An 18,232-nucleotide genomic window follows, 5' to 3' on the forward strand; every position below is an offset into this window, starting at 1 on the left:
CCGTCGCGACCATGCGGATCTTCTTCACCGGCGGCAGCGGCAAGGCCGGGCGCCACGCAGTGCGGCATCTCGTCGACTGCGGTCACCGGGTCACGAACGCCGACCTCGTTCCCCTCGGCCATCCCGACGTCGCCGACCTGCGAGTGGACCTGACCGACTCGGGTCAGGTCGTCAACGCGCTGTCGTCGTATGCCCGCCACGACGAACTCGAACCAGGTACCGGTGTGCCGCGCTACGACGCCGTCGTCCACTTCGCGGCGGTGCCCGCGATCCTGATCCGACCCGACAACGAGACCTACCGCGTCAACGTCCAGAGCACCTACAACGTGCTCGACGCGGCCGTTCGGCTCGGCATTCCGAAGGTGATCTTCGCGAGTTCCGAGACCACCTACGGTGTGTGCTTTGCCGACGGAGAGGTACGTCCCGAGTACGTTCCGATCGACGAGGACCACTCGACGGTTCCCGAGGACAGTTACGCGATGTCGAAGGTCGTCAACGAGGCGACCGCCCGCTCGTTCCACGCCCGTTCGGGGATCGACATCTACGGACTGCGGATCAACAACGTGATCGAGCCGCACGAGTACGCCACGAAGTTCCCGGCGTTCGTCGCCGATCCGGCACTGCGGCGACGCAACATCTTCGCCTATATCGACGCCCGCGATCTCGGCCACATGGTCGACTGCTGCCTCTGTACCGACGGCCTCGGCTACGAAGTGTTCAACGTGTCGAACGACGACACGTCGGTCGCAATCACGAGCGCCGAGGTGTACGAGCGGTTCTACGACGGGGTGCCCCTGCGCCGCGAACTCGACCGATTCGAATCGTTCTACGCCAACGACAAGGCGAAGCAGCTCGTCGGTTTCATGCCGCGACACGGCTGGCGCGACATCGACGCCATCAACGCCAACGACAACACCGTCGACTCCGAGCGGTGAGCGAACCGGCGTCCCGGTCCTGAATCAGGCGGGCGGAACGGCCTCGTCTCGCGGCGCGCCCGACAGTGCGCCCGCCAGCGGTCCCGTCCAATCGTCCGACGACGAATTGTCCGACGACGTGTCCGACGACGTTCCCGACGGCGCGCCCGTGGCCGGATTCGTCGACGCGGCGCACACGCTTGCCACGATGTCGCGGGTGTGGGCGAGCAGCTCATCGAACGACGCCGCATCCCCGAGGGCGTCGACCGAGGACACCGTGACCGAGAACCGGCGCTCCGCCGCCTCGGGACCGCCGGGATAGTGGCCGACCCACATTTGCAGGAGTTCGACCGCGTGGTCGTCGTCGCCGAGACGTTGCAGCACAGCCGCGATGTCGCCGACCGAACGCCACATCACCTCGTGCTGGCCCAGCTCGACTGCCGAGACCAGTGCCCGGAGCAGGAACTCGAGCGCCCCCTCGGGCCGCGCTCCGTGGGCGAGCACCCCGGCGCGGGTGAGGTCGACGTAGACGCTGACGTGGCGGTTGTCGACCGTGGCCGAGAGCTCGGCAGCGGCCTCGGTCAGCCGGAGCGCCTCCTCGGGACGCGAGTCGCGCAGAGCCCGCGCGAGCACGAGATACGAGAAGGCGATCCCGGTCGGTTGACCGACCCGCCGGGCGTCCGCGACCAGTGTTTCGGCAGCGGCGGTGTCCGGTGCGAACATGTGCACGAGACAACGCGCCGTGATCCAGCGTCCGTTGCGTCCCTCGGTCTCGGCGACCACTCGGGCGGCATCCTCGTACGCGGCCAGGGCTGCGCCGTGGTGTTGTCGGCTGGCCTCGGCGAAACCCCGAGCGAACGGGAGGATGCGATGCATCCGCCCGCCGTCTTCCGCGAACGTGCGGATCGCCTCCTCGGCCGCGTCGAGCGACGAGGGCATCAGCGGATCGTGGCGCAGCCCCGACATCGCCAACGCCGCCGGGACCAGTACGTGCCCGGAATCGAGCAGGGTCGACGGGTCGACCCAGTCGAACACCTCGACCCGTCCCTGCATCGACGCGATCTCGTACATGGCGACGAAGATCCGCAACGCGGTGTCGATGTCGCCACTCGCCAGCGAGTACGCCACCGCGCTGCGCAGGTTGTCGAACTCGCGCAACTGGGCGTCGACCCACCACCGCTCGTCCGGCCCGGACCGTTCGCGCTCGGCCGTCTCGGCGAACGACAGGTAGAACGCGGCGTGGGAGCGTTCGGCGACCATCAACGTGCCGTGTGCGACGTGGCGGTCCAGCGCGAACGCGTGCAGCGACGCCAGCATGGTGAAACGCGTCGTCTCACCGCTCGTGTCCGTTCGGACCAATGACTTCTCGACGAGTTCCCACAGCGTCTCGCCGGCATCGCCCACGTCGACCTCCGAATGTTCGGCGACGAACTCCACCGCGTCGAGGTGCGCGCCGCCGGAGAACACGCCCAGCAGCTCGAACATCGCTCGCCCACGGACGTCGAGCAACTCGTAGGACCACTCCATCGCGCGGTACAGGGTCTGGTGCCGACTCGGTCGCGCCCTCCCGTGGTCGCGGGTGGTCAGCAGCTTGAAGCGTTGATCGAGTGCCGTCTCCATCTCGGCGAGGGTCATCGATCGGACGCGGGCGGCCGCGAGCTCGATCGCCAGCGGAATTCCGTCGAGACGTGCGCACAGTTCGCTGATCCGGTGCGCGTTCTCCTCGGAGCCACCGAGCTGACCGCCCGTCGACTGTGCGCGGTCGATGAACAGCATCTCGGCCGGTCCCGCGCCGGTTCGCCCGCACGCGAGCGGTTCCACGACGCAGACCACTTCGCCGGAGATCCGCAACGGTTCCTGGGACGTCGCGAGCAGCGCGACGTTCGCGCAGTGGAGGATCATCTCGTTCACCAGGTCGCGCACGGGTTCGACGAGGTGTTCGACATTGTCGAGGACCACCAGGACCTCGCGGTGGGCGAGATGGACCACGATGTCCTCGATCGGGTCGCCGCCGAGGTCGCTGACGTCGATCGCCGCCGCGATTACGTGCAGCGCCTGCTCGGCCGACGTCGCCTCCTCGAGCGAACACCACACGCTGCCGTGGGACCATCGATCGAAGGCGCGCCGTGCGACCTCGAGCGCCAGCCGAGACTTTCCGACGCCGGGCGGACCGACGAGGGTGACGATCCGCCCCCGCTCGAGCGTCCCCATCACACTCGCCATCTCCTCGACCCGGTCGACGAGCGTCGTCGTCGGAGTCGGCAGTGAACGATCGACGTCGGACCTCTGGGCAAGACGGGGAAAGTCGGACCGCAGCTCACGATGACCGAGCTGAACGAGACGATGCGCGTGTTCGAACCCACGCAACCAGGCCTCCCCGACGTCGTCGAGCGAGTACTCGGGCGCGAGTTGGGGGCGAGCGGTGGCCGCGGTGACCGAGGAGATCAACACCTGACCGCCCTGAGCGACGGACATGATCCGGGCCGCGAGGTTGACCGGGCTGCCGAAGTAGTCGCCCACTCGGGCCTCGGCCTCGCCCGTGTTCATCCCGATCCGCAGCGGGAGCCCGCCGTCGCGCCACTCCCGACCCACGATGTCGATCTGGATCGCACCTGCTGCGAGGACCGCGTCGGACGGCACGGTGAAGGTGGCTCCCAAGCCGTTTCCGGCGTGCTTGAACACCCGACCGCGGAACGCCTCGATGTGGCGGTGCTGCAGCTCCTCACTGGCCTGCACCGCCGCCCCCATCCGGGAGGGCTCGTGCTCCCACAACTCGGTCGAGCCGACGATGTCGGTGAACACGTACGTCAACGCATCCCGGGAAACGCCGTCGAACCCCATGCTGCCACTCTTGCAGGTCGTACGCTGGGAGGATGGAGTCCATTGTCCTGCTGTGTACCGACGGCTCGGACGTGTCGATCGAAGCGATCCAGAAGTCGTTCCCGTTGCTGGCACGCCCGGCTCGAACGATTCTCGTGGCGGTCGAGTCACCGGTCGACGCCGAGAACACGACCGGAACCGGTTTCTCGGGCCGAGCATCGTCGCCCGACTTCGCCGAACAGGTTCAGACCAGCGGCGATCGTGCCGCGAAGAAGCACCTCGACGCGACCGCTGCCGCGCTCGGCCTCGACGATCCGGAGTTGATGTGCATCGTCGGGGTGCCCGGCCGGGCGATCTGTGAGCTCGCGTCGTCGTTGCCCGCATCCGTCGTCGTCATCGGCAACAGCGGCAAGGGTGGCCTCAAGCGGGCGATGATGGGCTCGACGTCGGACTACATCGTCCGGCACGCTCCGTGCCCCGTGATGGTCCAGGCCGTCGGCCATCACTGACGCCCGGAACGGCGGCGCGATCAGCGTCTCCGTACCCGGCAACTCATAGTGTTGGACCGCTCGTCCATGACAAGGAGCTCGCCATGTCCAACGCGACCATGCACACCGTCCCGCGACCGGGAGTGGTCACCTTCATCGGTTTCATTCTGTACGTGCAGGCGTTCCTGGCGTTCGTCGCCGCGATCTCGCTGCTGATCTGGCGGAACGGGATTCTCGACTATCTCGAGACGCAGAACTCGCCGCTGTCGAGTGGAGCGCTCACCGGCACCGTCATCGGGGAGGTCATCGCCGCGGTGCTGCTGTTCGTCGTCGCGAGCGGCATCATGCGCGGCAGCCGAGGGATTCGTGTGCTCGTGGCGGTCGTCCAGGCGTTCAGCATGGGTGTGGCGATGTACGTGCTCGTCGCCCATCACACCGGCGGGTTCGTCTACCGGGCCGTGTTCTCGCTGTTCGTCGGCGTGTTCGTCCTGTGGGCGCTCTACGGCCACGAAGAGTCCGACGAGTACTTCAACGAGAAGCTCTGACACGTCGCGGGCGCCGTTCCGCCGACGCGTGATTTCTCGAGCACGACCGAGCATCACCGAGAATCAGCTGCGAAAATCCCGGCGCGGACCTCGACCGCCACACCCTCCTCATGTTTCTCGCCATCAAAGAGATGTCACGCGCCAAGGCGCGCTTCGGGCTGCTCGTCATGGCGATCGCGCTGCTCGTCTTCCTGATCCTCTTCCAGCAGTCGTTGCAGAACGGTCTGATCACCGGCTTCGTCGGAGCGATCCGCAATCAGAACGCACCCGTCCTCGTCTACTCCGTCGACGGCCAGCGGGTGATTCAGGGGAGCATCATCACCCCCGACCTCGAGGCCGAGGTCCGCGACACCCCCGGCATCGGTGAGGTCGGCCGACTCGGACAGGGCACGTTCACCGGCGCGCCGAGTGGCGCCGACGGTGGCACCGTCGACACGACGATCATCGGCTACGAACTCGGTGCCGACGGCGAGGGACTCGGAGCTCCGAGCGAGCTGAGCGACGGCCGCTACCCGTCGGGCGATCTGGAGGCGGTGGGGAGCACGGGAGGCGACGACGAGTTCGCGATCGGTGACACCGTGGTGCTGCAACCGGGGGGCTTCGAGATCGAGGTGGTCGGACTCGCCGACGACATCCAACTCAACGTCTCGCCGACCCTGTTCGTCTCGTACGACACGTGGTCCGATGCGGTGCAGTCCGTCAACCCCGATGCCGGTGAGCCACTCCCGAACGTGATGGTGGCAGCTCCCGCCGACGGCACCACCGATACCCAACTCGTCGAGAACATCAATGCGGAGTCGCTCGATCTCGACGCGCTGACCCGCTCCGACGCCGCCGCCGAGACGCCCGGTGTCTCCCAGGTGCAGCAGTCGTTCCGGCTGATCTTCCTGCTCTACGGCCTCGTCGTGCCGTGCGTGACCGGTCTGTTCTTCCTGATCATCACGTTCCAGAAGGCGAACTCGCTCACGCTGCTCCGCGCGATCGGCGCGCCGGCGCGGCGCCTCGTCGCGTCGCTGCTGATCCAGGTCGTGATCATGGTCGGCGCCGGCCTGATCGTCGGAACCGCGCTCTACTTCCCCTTGACGGTGGTCGGGCTCGGCGGGCTCTCGCTGCGTTTCGAGACCGGCGCGGTCATCTTCTGGTCGATCCTGTTGTTGACGCTCGGCATCGCCAGTTCACTCGTCGCCGCCCGCCGGGTGCTGCGGATCGACCCGATCGAGGCGACCACCGGAGCGGGGGTGGGCGCATGAACCTCGCGCTGAAGGAGTTGCGCCGCCGGCCCGGGCGGTTCGCGACCGCGACCGTCATCATCACGCTCATCGCGATCCTGCTGATGTTCCTCGGCAGCCTGCTCGACGGGTTGATCGAGTCGTCGACCGGTGCGATCCGTGCCCAGGACGCGGACGCGCTCGTCTACTCCGCGTCGGCGCAGGCGTCGTTCCCCCGCAGTCGGATCGAGCCCGACATTCGCGCCGCGGTCGAGTCGGTCGACGGCGTCGACGAGGTCGGCGGCATCGGTCTCGTCCAACTCGGTGCCCGGGTACCCGACAACGGTCCCCGCGACCTGGCGAACGTCGCGATGTTCGGCTACGAACTCGCACCCGATGGCGTGCCCGCGCCGCCCGCCGACGGCCAGGCGTATGCCGATGACGTGCTGAAGGCCGACGGCATCGAGGAGGGCATGACCATCCTCGTCGGGCCTGCCCGCACCCCGGTCGAGATCGTCGGCTTCGTGTCCGACACCAGCTTCAACGGCCAGGGCGGACTGTGGGCAAACGAGTCCACCTGGCGCACCACGCTCGCCGACAACCGCCCCGACGCACAGCTCGCCGACGGCGTGTGGCAGTCGCTCGTCGTGCGCGGTGACGCCGACCCGGACGCGATCGACGCCGCCACCGACGGGGCGACCGACAGCTACACGATCGACGGCGCGGTCGCCGCGATCCCGGGCGTCGAGGAGCAGCAGGGCACGTTCAACCAGATCATCGGCGTCACGATCGCGGTCGCGCTCGTCGTGATCGGGCTCTTCTTCGCACTGATCACCGTCGAACGGGTGAGCCTCTACGGGGTGCTGAAGGCGTTGGGCGCCAAGTCGATGACGATCTTCGGCGGGCTGATGGTCCAGGCTGTCGTCGTCACCCTGATCGCGTCGGCGATCGCAGCGGCGCTCGTCGTTCTGCTCGACCTCGTGATCCCACCCGGATCGATCCCGATCGCCGTGTCCGCCGGGTCGATCCTGTCGAGCACGGCACTGCTCCTGCTCGCCGCCGCGGTCGGCTGTTCGTTCTCCCTCCGCCGCGTCCTCAAGGTCGACCCGGCCTCAGCCATCGGAACCACGTCATGAATCGTCACGTCATGAATCGTCACCTCATGAATCGTCACCTCATGAATAGTCACCTCATGGAATGTCACCTCATGAATAGTCACCTCATGAACAGCCATGTCATGAATAGTCACCTCATGAAAGCCACGTCATGAACGCGCTCGAACTGTCCGACGTTCGCAAGATCTACACGATGGGCGACGGCTCCGACGTCGTCGCCCTCGACCATGCCAGCCTGACGGTGGCACATGACGAGATCGTCGCGCTGGTCGGACCGTCGGGGTCGGGGAAGACGACGCTCTGCTCGATCGCCGGCGGGATCCTGTCGCCGACCGAGGGACGGATCGTCGTCGGCGGCGAGGACATCTCGGACTACGGCGACAAGCAGCTGACGGCGTTCCGCCAGGAGTCGATCGGGTTCGTCTTCCAGTCGGTCAACCTGATCCCGTTCCTCAACGCCAAGGAGAACCTGACGGTCGTGGACGAGCTGGGCAAACGGACGGGCAAGGAAGCCCAGCGACGTGCCGCCGACCTGCTCGCCGAACTCGGACTCGGTGAGCGGATGAAGAACATGCCGTCGCAGCTCTCGGGGGGCCAACGCCAACGCGTCGCGATCGGTCGGGCGCTGATGAACGACCCGAAACTGGTGTTGTTCGACGAACCGACGTCGTCGCTCGACACCGAACTCGGCGAGCAGGTGATGGAGCTGATCCGCACCGAGATGAAGCGGCGCGGAACCGCCGCGATCGTCGTCACGCACGACGAGCGGATCACCGAGTTCTGCGACCGCAGCGTGCACATCGTCGACGGCCGCCTCGCCGCCTGAAACCCAGCCTCCGACGAAGCCCGACCCTCGCACACCGCCGTGGGAGATCGTCCGAAAATGTGACAGTGTGAGGGGGTGGCGGAATGGCGATCACGGACGTTGACGTTCCTCTTCACGGACATCGAGGGTTCGACGCGCCGCTGGGAGCTCGACCCCGAGGGGATGCGCGTCGAACTCACCGCGCACGACGCCGTTCTCCGTGCCGCGATCGAGGGTCACGGTGGCGACTGGTTCAAGCACACAGGTGACGGCGCGGCCGCGGTGTTCGACTCGGCACCCGAGGCCGTCGCGGCGGCGATCCAGGCGCAACGTGAGCTCGGACTCCCGGTGCGGATGGGCCTCGCGTCCGGACAGGCACAACCGCGCGACGGCGACTATTTCGGAACGTGTGTCAACCGGGCCGCACGCGTGATGGGCGCAGCGCACGGCGGTCAGATCCTCCTCGCCGATTCGACGGCCGGCCTCGTCGACACCCGCGGATACATCGACCTCGGCGTCCACACCCTGCGCGACGTGTCGGTCCCGATCCGATTGACGCAGGTCGCGGTCGACGGGCTGGAGATCGACTTTCCCCCCGTCAGCACGGTCGGGGCCGTGCACGGCAATCTCGTCGCACCGTCGTCGCGCCTCATCGGTCGGGGCGACCAGCTGGACGAGCTCGTCACCACGGTGCGCGACCACCGCCTCGTCACCCTCACCGGGATGGGTGGGGTCGGCAAGACGCGGCTCGCCGAGGAGGTCGCCGGATTGATCGCCGACGAATTCCCCGACGGCGTCTGGGTCGTCGAGTTGGCTGCCACCGGAACGGCCGACGTGGTGCCGTCACTCGTGGCGGACACGCTCAAGGTCCGGGTCGAGACGAACTCGTCGCGCACCGAGAGCATCCTGCACGCCCTCAGCGGGCAGAAGCTGCTGATTCTGCTCGACAACTGCGAACACGTGATGGATGGGGTGCAGCGCCTCGTCGAGACGGTCCTCCAGGCCGTCGACTCGGTGACCGTCCTCGCGACCTCGCGCGAGAGTCTCGGGATCCCCGGTGAGCGGGTCTGGCCGGTTCCTCCACTCGACGTCGAGGCGGGAACCGGGTCCGAGGCGGTCTCGCTGTTCGTCGAGCGCGCACAGGCCGCCAACCCCCGGTTCCGTCCCGCCGCCGGCTCGGCCGAACTCGCCGCGGTCGCCCACATCTGCGTCGACCTCGACGGCCTGGCACTCGCGATCGAACTCGCTGCCGCCCGGATGGTGTCGATGAGCCCGCAGGACGTGGCGCAGCGACTCGACCATCGACTCCAACTGCTGTCGGCGGCGACGGCTCCCGGTGGTGCGCCGCACCATCGCACGCTCCGCGACACGGTCGCGTGGTCCTACGAACTCCTCGACGCCGACGAACGGTCGCTGCTGGCACGGTGCGCGGTGTTCGCCAGCGGGTTCGAGTTGGAGTCGGTCCACGCCGTGATCGAGGATCCATCGCTCGACGAGTACGCCGTCCTCGACCTGCTCGATTCGCTGGTCCGCAAGTCGTTGATCGTCGTCGACATGAGCCACGACCGGACGCGCTACCGGATGCTCGAGACGATCCGCCAGTTCGCCGAGGAACAGCTCGAACGATCCGAACTGACCCACGATCTCCGCCACGCCCACGCGGCATTCTTCTCCACTCGTTCACAGGAGATGTGGGAGGTGTGGAACAGTCCGTCACAGCGTGATGCCATCGACTGGCTCGACATCGAGTTCGCCGAACTGCGTGCCGGATTCCGGTGGGCCGCGGACAACGACGAGGTCGAGTTGGCAGCCCGGATCGCCAGCCACGCCACGATGCTGTCGTTCGTTCTCCAACGCTTCGAGCCCGTCGCGTGGGTCAACGAGATCATCGATGCCGCGACCGACGCCGACATCCCCCAACTGCCGCGCCTCCGTACGGCGGCATGCGTCAGCGCGCTCGCCGGAGGCCACCAGTCGGCGATCGATCACGCTCACGAGGCGATCCGGCTCGAGTCCGAACCGGGTCGCGATCCCTTCGAGTACGGCTGGAGTCACTTCTGGGAGGCGATCGGACACCGCTACCTCGGCGACTTCGAACGGTGGTTCGAGATCTGCGGTGCGCTGGCCGAGCGGACCGGTCTCGCCCATGTGATGGGGAGCTGCGGTCTGCTCGGGGTGCTCCCCGGAGTCGGCCGCCAGGAGGAGGCGCGAGCGATGGCCGATGACGTCGTCGCAGTGGCCAAGCAGAGCGGGATCCCGTTCTGGATCAGCTGGGCACGCACGTCCTGGGCCCGGGCCTACGCCTCGTCGGACCCGGTCGCAGCGCTCGTCGCACTGCGCTCCAGCCTCGAGTACGCGCGCGAATACCGCATCGACTACATCGGCGCGATCGTGCTGCGCGAGACCGCCACGCTCGAGGGGACGCGCGGTGGAGTGCACGAGGCGCTCGACATGTTCTCCACCGTGATCGACGAGTACCGACGGTCGGGAAACTCCGCGAGTGCGGCCACGACGCTCGGCGAGATCGCGGTGATGTTCGATCGTCTCGACCGGCCCGAGATCGCCGCCACCACCTACGGGGCGAGTGTGCCGCTCGGCTTCGCGATCGCCGAGAACCTGCCGCCGGTCCTCGACCGACTCCGCGACCAACTGGGCCAGGAGAAGTTCGACGAGTGCGTCGCCGTCGGATCGGCGATGGACTTCACCGAGGCGATGGCCTACACCCGCCGAGTGCTCGACGTCGCGACCGAACAGTTCGCCGGCGAAGACTGATCGTCGCCCGGACCGACCGGGTCGGTGGGGTCGGTGTCAGCCGTGAATGACCGGACACCGGTCGGCTCCGCGGCGCTCCTGGGATGCTTCGTACACGGCGATCCGCGACCGGAGGACGGGATCATCGGACAATCCCATGCCGGGGAGCAGCCGACCGGGATTGAAGCTCATCTTCTCGCAGAACCGTTCCTGGTCGGCCGCGATCCCCGTCAGCGTGACCGTGCCCATCAGTACCCGAATCCGGTTGCGCGGCCAGGCTCGGGTCGGGTCCGCCGAGTCGTCCCACGGGTCGGCGACCTGCATCCGGAGTGAGAACGAGCTGCGACCGCGCGCGAGTCGTTCGTGCAACTCCTCCTGCAGATAGTCGCGACCGAGCGATGCGCCGTACTCGTTGCGCTCGTCGGTCAGCGGCATGTTGCTGTGCACACCATCACCGGGCTCGACGGAGAACCGCACCATGTGGTGAATCCCCGCGTCGTTGACGACCTCGAACGCGTGGATCGCGTGGTAGGTGGTCCGGGCGTAACTGTCCGGTGGCTTGATCAGCGAGTTGGACAGGACGAACGACTGCGCCTGCGGGTAGCGGCGTTGCCACGCGAGGATCCCTGCGTTCGGTGATGTGGACATCTCGGCGTCTTCGGGAGGGATCGGCGACATCGCCAGCAGGGAGCGGATGCGTGCGAGGATGCCCGGCGTGCGGACCTTCCGAGGGACGATCGCCCGTTGCATCTCGAGCAGGTCGAGCGGTTGGTCGATCATGAACGTGTCGACCGAGGTGCACAGCAGGTCGGTCTCGAGCAGCGGCTTCTCCGGATCCTTGGCCACGATCTGGTCATCGACGATCGTGCCGTTGGGATAGAAGCGGATCGCCATGCCGCGCACCTGCCGGCGGCCGTCGGGATCGGGTTGTCCGTTGCCGTTCGAGAATCGAACCCGGACCGGGATCCAATCCTGCGCGAATTGCGCGGCAGACGAATACGACCGCGCCGTGCTCGACCCGCGGAACCAACCGATCACTCCGATCCCCTTGGTGTGGATCGGACGCGTCCCGGCGACGTGGTCGGGAAAGGCCGGTTGGAAACCGTCGAGCATCTGATCGACCAACTGTTGCGTGATCTCGGCCATGCCCAACGGTAGCGGAGCCGGCGACCCGCCGATTCCGCTACTGTCGGAACGCTGAGGAGGGCGCGGGCAGCGAGTTCGACGCGATGACAAGATGACCATCGGTGCAACCTTCGAACGCGTGCTGTCGCCGCTGCTGATCAGATACTGGCGGTGGCGCGACCCTCCGACCTACGCGCCGCCGAAGTTCTCGATGAACCCGAGCGACAACATGCAGGTCCCGATGAACCTGATCATGCCGCTGAAGGACAACTCGGCGGTCGGGCGCGCGCGGTTGGCCAAGGCGTTGCTCGGTGCGGTCGAGCAGGTCATGGCGGGGCTCAACAACACCGAGATCGTGCACTTCGGTCGATTCACGATCGTCGACGGCAACCTCGTGATGTTCAGCATCTACGACGGCGACTTCGCCAACTACATCCGCGACTTCATCTACAACGTCGGCACCGCGTTCGATGGTCTGTTGACATTCGTCGTCGATCCACCTCCGCTTCCCGTCGAGAGCGATCCCGACGCGTTCATCGAGTGGGTGCGTGAGCGCGACGCCCTCCAACTCCCGGAGAGCGTCGTCGACCTCAGCGACGACGTGTTGCGGTTGCCCCGTGATCTGGCGATCACGCTCGACGAGCACGAGAACGCCCAACTGTTCGTGTATCGCGCGTACCCGGGTTTCTCGGCCGCGCAGATCCGCGAGGCGCTGGATCTCGGATGGTGACGCACATCGACCTCGCCGACGTGCAGGGCAACCTGTTGCGCGGATACGGGAGCGGCAAACGCTACGTCCGCCATCTGATCGTGACCGTCCGCAACGCCGCAGCGGCTCGGTCCTTCATCGCCGACGCCGCGGACGGGATGCCCCCCGGCCCGGCGATCACCACGTCCGAGGAGTGGACCGTGCGTCCGCTCACGTGTCTCAACGTCGGCTTCTCCGCAACCGGCCTCGCCGCGCTCGGACTGTCTCGCCAGTGTGTCGACTCGTTCCCCGCAGCGTTCCGCGAGGGAGCGGTGGGTCGGGCGACGAAGGTCGGCGACGTCGACCAGAGTGACCCGAGCAACTGGCGCGATGGCATGAGCGATCCGGACAAGGTCCACGCGATGTGGACGATCTTCGCCGACACCATCGACGCGCGCGATGCGCTGTCGAGCGAACTCGAGGTGGCCTGGCGTCGATCGGGGGCGTTCTCGACGACCGCGCGGCTCGACGGGGAGGGTCTCGACGACGACAAGGTCCACTTCGGCTATCGCGACAGCATCTCGCAGCCGCGCTTCGAGATCGACGGCGAGGTGATCGGACGCGAGGACGCACAGCCGGTCGCCCCGCTCGGCGCGCTCCTGCTCGGACCGTACGAGACGACCTTCCCCGACGTGCAGTGGACGCTTCCCGAGCCGTCGGAGCTCGCCGTCAACGGTTGCTTCAACGCGTTCCGGGTCCTCGAACAGGACGTCGTCGGATTCGAGCTGTTCCTGCACGAGAGCGCACAGCGACTCCTCGCCGAACATCCGGGCATGGTGCACCCCGAGGTCGATCCCGTGGAGTTCATCGCGGCGAAGCTGATGGGACGATGGCGCAACGGGGTCCCGCTGTCGTACGCGGTCGAACACGCCGCGATGCAGATGCGTCCGGGTGGGGAGACCGAAACGGACGGACGGTTCGTCGACGGGATGCCGGTGCTCGGCGACAGCGACGACCTCAACGACTTCGACTACCCCGACGAGCGGCACGACTTCGACGACTTCGACGGGACGATGTGTCCGATGGGGGCGCACATCCGCCGCGGGAATCCGCGTGGGAGTCGAATCGTCCAGCGCAGCGCCAATCACACCCGACCGATCGTCCGGCGGGGTGTTCCCTACGGTCCCGCGTACGACCCGTCGGCGGGCGACGATGGCGTGCCGCGTGGGTTGCTCGGCAGCTTCCTCTGCGCCGATCTCGCCGCGCAGTACGAGGCGCTCATGTACGACTGGATCAACCTCGGGTTGCAGGACCCGCGCGTGACCGGCACCAACGACGTGATCATCGGTGCCAACCGCTCGGCGTCGAGTCGCTTCGAGATCCCGTTCGCCGACGGGTCGTCGCTGACGCTGCGCCACTTTCCCCGCTTCACCCACACCGTCGGGTCGGTCTACCTCTTCTGCCCCTCGATGACGGCCCTCCGCCACATCGCCGCGACCCCCTCCACCCCCTGACCCGACCCGCCCCCACCCGGGTGTTTGCGTCCGACCGGGTGTTTGCGTTGCCGGAAGTACCGCAGAAACACCCGGATGGACCCAAACACCCGCATGGGCAGTCGGATGGGCAGTCGGATGGGCAGTCGGGGTGGGTAGTCGGGGTGGGGAGTCGGGGTGGGCAGGAGACGGTGGTCGGGAGACGGTGGTCGGGAGAGGGTCGGGAGGAGAGGGAGAGGGAGTGGTCAGGCGTTGATGTTGGCTTTGAGGAGGCGCGGTTCGAGTCGCCAGGGAGCGGCGGGGGAGCGGTCGAGTTCGGACTGCAGCGCCAGCAGATCCTGCTGGAATCGACGCATCGCGTCCTCGCCGTGAGCGTCTCCGGCGATCATCGGGATCCGGTCGTCGAGCAGCATCAACCGATGTGAGTTGAGGTTGAGGTTGGCGTTCACCGAGTGTTGGTACACGTCGACCGGGAGCCGCCGACCGTCCTCGTAGATCCGCACCGGCGACACGTCGGGCCACAGCTGATAGTCCCACAGCCCGGTCCCGGTGATCTCGTGCTCGACCGTCGCGAGGTAGATGATCGTCGCCGTCAGGGTCGCCAGCGCATCGAGACCGATCGAGCCGCCGCAGACCCCGCGGATCCCGTTCGCAATGCTGCTGTCGACGTCGGCCAACCACTCGCCGAGTGCCTGATCGTTCGCCACGTCGTCGTCCGACGCGTAGTACAGGTCGAGGTAGCGGGAGGTGTGCGCCAGCATCGCCTGGTACAGCGCGGTCCGGTTGTCGTGAGCGGGACAATCGAGCGTGTCGATGCCGCGACGGGCCGCGTCGGTGACGGGGTTGATCATCGCAAGGTCGAAGTCGGCGGCGGTCGCCTCGAACAACTCGCAGAATCCGTGCTGGGTGAGTCCGAAGATCGACTCGAAGTCACCGCCCGGTTTCATCTGGATCTCGGTCACGAAGTCGTTGCTCGCATGCGTTCCGAACACGTGTGGCCACAGCAGTCGCCGCACCGGATGCCGCGCCGCGAGGCGTCGTCGTGTCGCCGCCTCGAGTGGCGCGCCGCTCGTGAGATGCAGGAAGTTGAAGTGGCGGACCAACGACGCGTGAGTCGTGATCGAACACATCGCCAGCCGCGTGGCCGACTCCCAGTCGGGCGAGTCCGGTGTCGACGACCCCGCGGCAGAGTCGATGCGGACCGGATGCACACGGCGCGCGTCGGGATCGCGTTCGAAGATGACCGTGGCGCCGAGTCGGACGAGTCCCTGCTGCGCGTCGAACTCGGTGAGCACCGACAGATCCCATGCGAACGTGCCGTCGTCGCGTGCTTCGAGATAGCTGGCATACGGACTCGCCACGGCGAGCTCGCCGAGGTCGGCGGTCGTGCGTTCGGGTGCGGGATAGCACCGCCGATGGCGCGTCGTGAATGCCCGGTCGAGCGCCGCCTCGGCGTCCGCGGGGATTTCGGGCAACCCAGGTCGTGTCAGTGGCCATCGCGAGTCGATGAATCCCTGCACCTTCGTGAACCGCTGTTTCAGCGGAGCCGCCTCGTCGTCGGGCACCGTCGCGGCGACCGCGAGTCGGGTGATCGGAATCGAGGGATAGACGCTGTTCAGCGGGACCATCGAAAAGCTCGGGTCCGGTCTCGTCGGTTCGGCGATCGGCGTCGGCTTCTGATGTTCGTACTTGAACACCGTCAACCGGTTCCAGAACCCGCGGCGAAGTCGCCATGTCCACCCACCGCGGTGGGTCGGGGCATCGTCGCGGGTGCTCGCGTGCGGATCGGTCACGGTCACGGTCACGGTCACCATAGTTCCGGGGGAGTGGCCGAAGTTCCGGGGAGTGGCCACGAAGTGGGGTGCTAGTTTTCATCGGTCGACGGGAGGGGACAAGCGATGGAGGCCATGAAGCGCGGCGCTGCGCGTGCCGACGGCTCCGCCCTGATCGAGGCCGGCCGGTTCCGCGAGGCGCTCGCGCTGCTCGAGACAGCTGCGGACGACGAGTCGATGACCGGCGACGACCACGCGACGCTCGCGCTCGCCTTCTTCCTGTGTGAGAAGTACGAGCAGGCCGCGGACCGATACGCGGCGGCATGCGCGACCGACGCGTCCCGCGTCGACTGGAACGACATGCGCGAGCGCGCCGTCGCCAACGCCCACTCCGAACTCGACGTGTACGTCCCCGACGTCCATCTCTTCACCGACGACGACCTCCTCGCTCCCCCGCCGACGCCGAACATCCCCGCGCGTCCGGCACCGCTTCCACCCCACGGTCACTGGCGTCGGCTGCGCCGCTTCGTCGGCCACGAGGTCGGCTCGATCGGTGGCGCGCTGATGGGCGCGGCGACGAACGTGATCGGCAAGCGGTACCACGACGCGGTGTGGACGAACTGGTATCGCCGGAGTCTGTACCGCGGCATCCTGTCGCTCGCCTACATGCGCGAGCATCTGATGGCCGAGAACCTCATCCGGACCTATCCGCGCGGTGCCAACGTCGGGTTCCTCGCCGATGGGCTCGAGCCACCCGACGGCGTCACCCACTTCCGCACCGCCGACGGCAGCTGGAACAACCTCGACGACCCCAAGGAGGGTGCGGCGGGGACGCGCTTCGTGCGCAACGTGGCCAACTCGGCGATCCGCCCCGGTGACGACGCGGACCTCATGTCGCCGAACCCACGGACCGTGAGTCGGGTGTTCCTCACGCGTGAGGGGCCGATGAAGGAGGTGCCGTTCCTCAACCTGCTCGCCGCGTCGTGGATCCAGTTCCAGAACCACGACTGGATCAACCACGCCGACAGCCTCGAACACGACCTGATCGAGATCCCGCTCGACGAGGACGATCCGGCACGGCAGCGCTACCGCCAGCGCAACATGTTCGTCGGACGCACGCAGCCCGATCCGACGCGCCAACCGTTCGGCGAAGAGACGCCCGCGACGTTCATCAACGAGGTGACGCACTGGTGGGACGGTTCGCAGTTGTACGGCAGCGATCAGGCGACCCAGGACCGGCTGCGCAGTGGGATCGGCGGCACGCTCCGGCTCAACGACGACGGCACCCTCCCACTCGGAGCGAACGGAGTCGAGGACACCGGGATGAACCGGAACTGGTGGGTCGGGCTGTCGATGATGCACACTCTGTTCGCCCGCGAGCACAACGCGATCTGCGAACGACTCGCCGCCGCCCATCCGACATGGGACGACAACCGACTGTTCAACGTCGCCCGACTCGTCAACGCGGCGGTGATGGCGAAGATCCACTCGGTCGAGTGGACGCCGGCGATCCTCCCGAACCACGCGCTCGACCTCGGCCTCAACGCCAACTGGTACGGCATGTTCACGTACATGCGCAAGCCGGAGAATCGCCGGACGGTCAGCGAGTTCAACGTCGAGAATCCCGAACTCGGAGGCATCGTCGGCAACGCGATCAACAAGTACGACGCACCGTTCGGACTGTCGGAGGAATTCGTCGAGGTCTACCGACTGCACTCGCTGCTGCCCGAAGAACTGCACCTCCGACGCCACGACACCGGTGAGTCGATCGAGGACCTGCCGGTCGGGCTGACCCGTCAGGCCGGATCGGCGAAGCTCACCGCACGCATCGCGCTGGTCGATCTGTTCTTCTCGTTCGGGACCCAGCATCCGGGCCAGCTGGTGCTCAACAACTACCCGGCGTTCCTGCAGGAGCTGAGCGTCCCGGGCAATCCGCTGTTCGACATGGGGACCATCGACGTACTGCGCGCCCGCGAGCGCGGAGTCCCGAGATACAACGAGTTCCGGCGGCAACTCCGTCTGCAACCGATCCGGACCTTCGCCGATCTCACCGACGACGCCGACGTGATCGCGCGTCTCGTCGACGTGTACGGCGACAACGTCGAACACCTCGATCTGATGATCGGCACGCTCGCCGAGGACTCCGACACACGCCGACCGACCCACTTCGGGTTCGGCGAGACGATGTTCCAGATCTTCATCCTCAACGCCAGCCGTCGGCTCCAGGCCGACCGGTTCTTCACCGATGACTACCGCGAGGAGGTGTACTCGGCGGAGGGGATGCAGTGGGTCGACGACGCCACCCTCAAGAACGTGTTGCTCCGTCACATCCCCGAACTCGCCGGGACCGGGCTGGCCAACGTCACCAACGCGTTCGAGCCGTGGGACGACGACGTGTCACTCGACCCCCTCCGGCACCCACTGCGGGCGTACAACACCTCACTGAGGCCCGATCCGTGGCTCGGCGACTCGCGACGCTGACGTGCGGCGGCGGCGTGTGCGGCGGTG

13 protein-coding genes are annotated in these 18,232 nt (G+C 67.2%); 10 read left to right on the plus strand and 3 right to left on the minus strand.

Annotated features, from left to right (window positions below; all coding sequences use genetic code 11):
- Positions 1–11: 11 nt before the first annotated feature.
- The gene (locus WBV89_RS08465) at positions 12–935 is read left to right on the plus strand and encodes an NAD-dependent epimerase/dehydratase family protein (RefSeq protein WP_423980908.1); all 924 of its coding nucleotides are present in this window, start codon (positions 12–14) and stop codon (positions 933–935) included.
- A 24-nt stretch (positions 936–959) separates the two neighbouring features.
- Here WBV89_RS08465 and WBV89_RS08470 read toward each other — a convergent pair whose 3' ends face one another.
- The gene (locus WBV89_RS08470) at positions 960–3,755 is read right to left on the minus strand and encodes an adenylate/guanylate cyclase domain-containing protein (protein ID WP_423980896.1); all 2,796 of its coding nucleotides are present in this window, start codon (positions 3,753–3,755) and stop codon (positions 960–962) included.
- A gap of 32 nt (positions 3,756–3,787) precedes the next feature.
- Here WBV89_RS08470 and WBV89_RS08475 point away from each other — a divergent pair, with 32 nt between their 5' ends.
- From WBV89_RS08475 to WBV89_RS08500, 6 genes are all read left to right on the plus strand, one after another.
- The gene (locus WBV89_RS08475) at positions 3,788–4,243 is read left to right on the plus strand and encodes a universal stress protein (protein WP_423980897.1); all 456 of its coding nucleotides are present in this window, start codon (positions 3,788–3,790) and stop codon (positions 4,241–4,243) included.
- 83 nt (positions 4,244–4,326) lie between these two features.
- On the plus strand, positions 4,327–4,767 hold the full coding sequence (locus WBV89_RS08480) for a hypothetical protein (protein WP_423980898.1): 441 nt from the start codon (positions 4,327–4,329) through the stop codon (positions 4,765–4,767).
- 110 nt (positions 4,768–4,877) lie between these two features.
- On the plus strand, positions 4,878–6,017 hold the full coding sequence (locus WBV89_RS08485) for an ABC transporter permease (RefSeq protein WP_423980899.1): 1,140 nt from the start codon (positions 4,878–4,880) through the stop codon (positions 6,015–6,017).
- Positions 6,014–7,111, plus strand: a complete 1,098-nt coding sequence (locus WBV89_RS08490) for an ABC transporter permease (protein WP_423980900.1) — start codon at positions 6,014–6,016, stop codon at positions 7,109–7,111. Before WBV89_RS08485 ends, WBV89_RS08490 begins: the two co-directional genes overlap by 4 nt.
- Positions 7,112–7,241: 130 nt before the next feature.
- Positions 7,242–7,916 carry an ABC transporter ATP-binding protein gene (locus tag WBV89_RS08495; protein WP_423980901.1) on the plus strand — a complete coding sequence of 225 codons (675 nt, stop codon included), beginning with the start codon at positions 7,242–7,244 and terminating at the stop codon, positions 7,914–7,916.
- Positions 7,917–7,991: 75 nt separating this feature from the next.
- Positions 7,992–10,667, plus strand: a complete 2,676-nt coding sequence (locus WBV89_RS08500) for an ATP-binding protein (protein WP_423980902.1) — start codon at positions 7,992–7,994, stop codon at positions 10,665–10,667.
- A 36-nt stretch (positions 10,668–10,703) separates the two neighbouring features.
- Here the strand turns inward: WBV89_RS08500 and WBV89_RS08505 are convergent, their stop codons facing one another.
- Positions 10,704–11,792: a catalase gene (locus WBV89_RS08505; RefSeq protein WP_423980903.1), complete on the minus strand. Its 1,089-nt coding sequence runs from the start codon at positions 11,790–11,792 to the stop codon at positions 10,704–10,706.
- 91 nt (positions 11,793–11,883) lie between these two features.
- On the opposite strand from WBV89_RS08505, the gene WBV89_RS08510 reads away from it, so the two are divergent.
- On the plus strand, positions 11,884–12,501 hold the full coding sequence (locus WBV89_RS08510) for a hypothetical protein (RefSeq protein ID WP_423980904.1): 618 nt from the start codon (positions 11,884–11,886) through the stop codon (positions 12,499–12,501).
- Positions 12,495–13,973 (plus strand): Dyp-type peroxidase, encoded by a 1,479-nt coding sequence (locus WBV89_RS08515; RefSeq protein WP_423980905.1) that lies wholly within the window; start codon positions 12,495–12,497, stop codon positions 13,971–13,973. The genes WBV89_RS08510 and WBV89_RS08515 overlap by 7 nt, the downstream gene beginning before the upstream one ends.
- A 224-nt stretch (positions 13,974–14,197) precedes the next feature.
- Here WBV89_RS08515 and WBV89_RS08520 read toward each other — a convergent pair whose 3' ends face one another.
- Complete coding sequence (locus WBV89_RS08520; protein WP_423980906.1) at positions 14,198–15,757, minus strand: lipoxygenase family protein; 1,560 nt, start codon at positions 15,755–15,757, stop codon at positions 14,198–14,200.
- 93 nt (positions 15,758–15,850) lie between these two features.
- Here WBV89_RS08520 and WBV89_RS08525 point away from each other — a divergent pair, with 93 nt between their 5' ends.
- The gene (locus WBV89_RS08525) at positions 15,851–18,205 is read left to right on the plus strand and encodes a peroxidase family protein (RefSeq protein ID WP_423980907.1); all 2,355 of its coding nucleotides are present in this window, start codon (positions 15,851–15,853) and stop codon (positions 18,203–18,205) included.
- The last annotated feature ends 27 nt before the right edge of the window (positions 18,206–18,232 follow it).

Origin of the sequence: Ilumatobacter sp. (assembly GCF_049588435.1) — a bacterium.
In the GTDB taxonomy this organism is placed as follows: Bacteria; Actinomycetota; Acidimicrobiia; order Acidimicrobiales; family Ilumatobacteraceae; genus Ilumatobacter_A.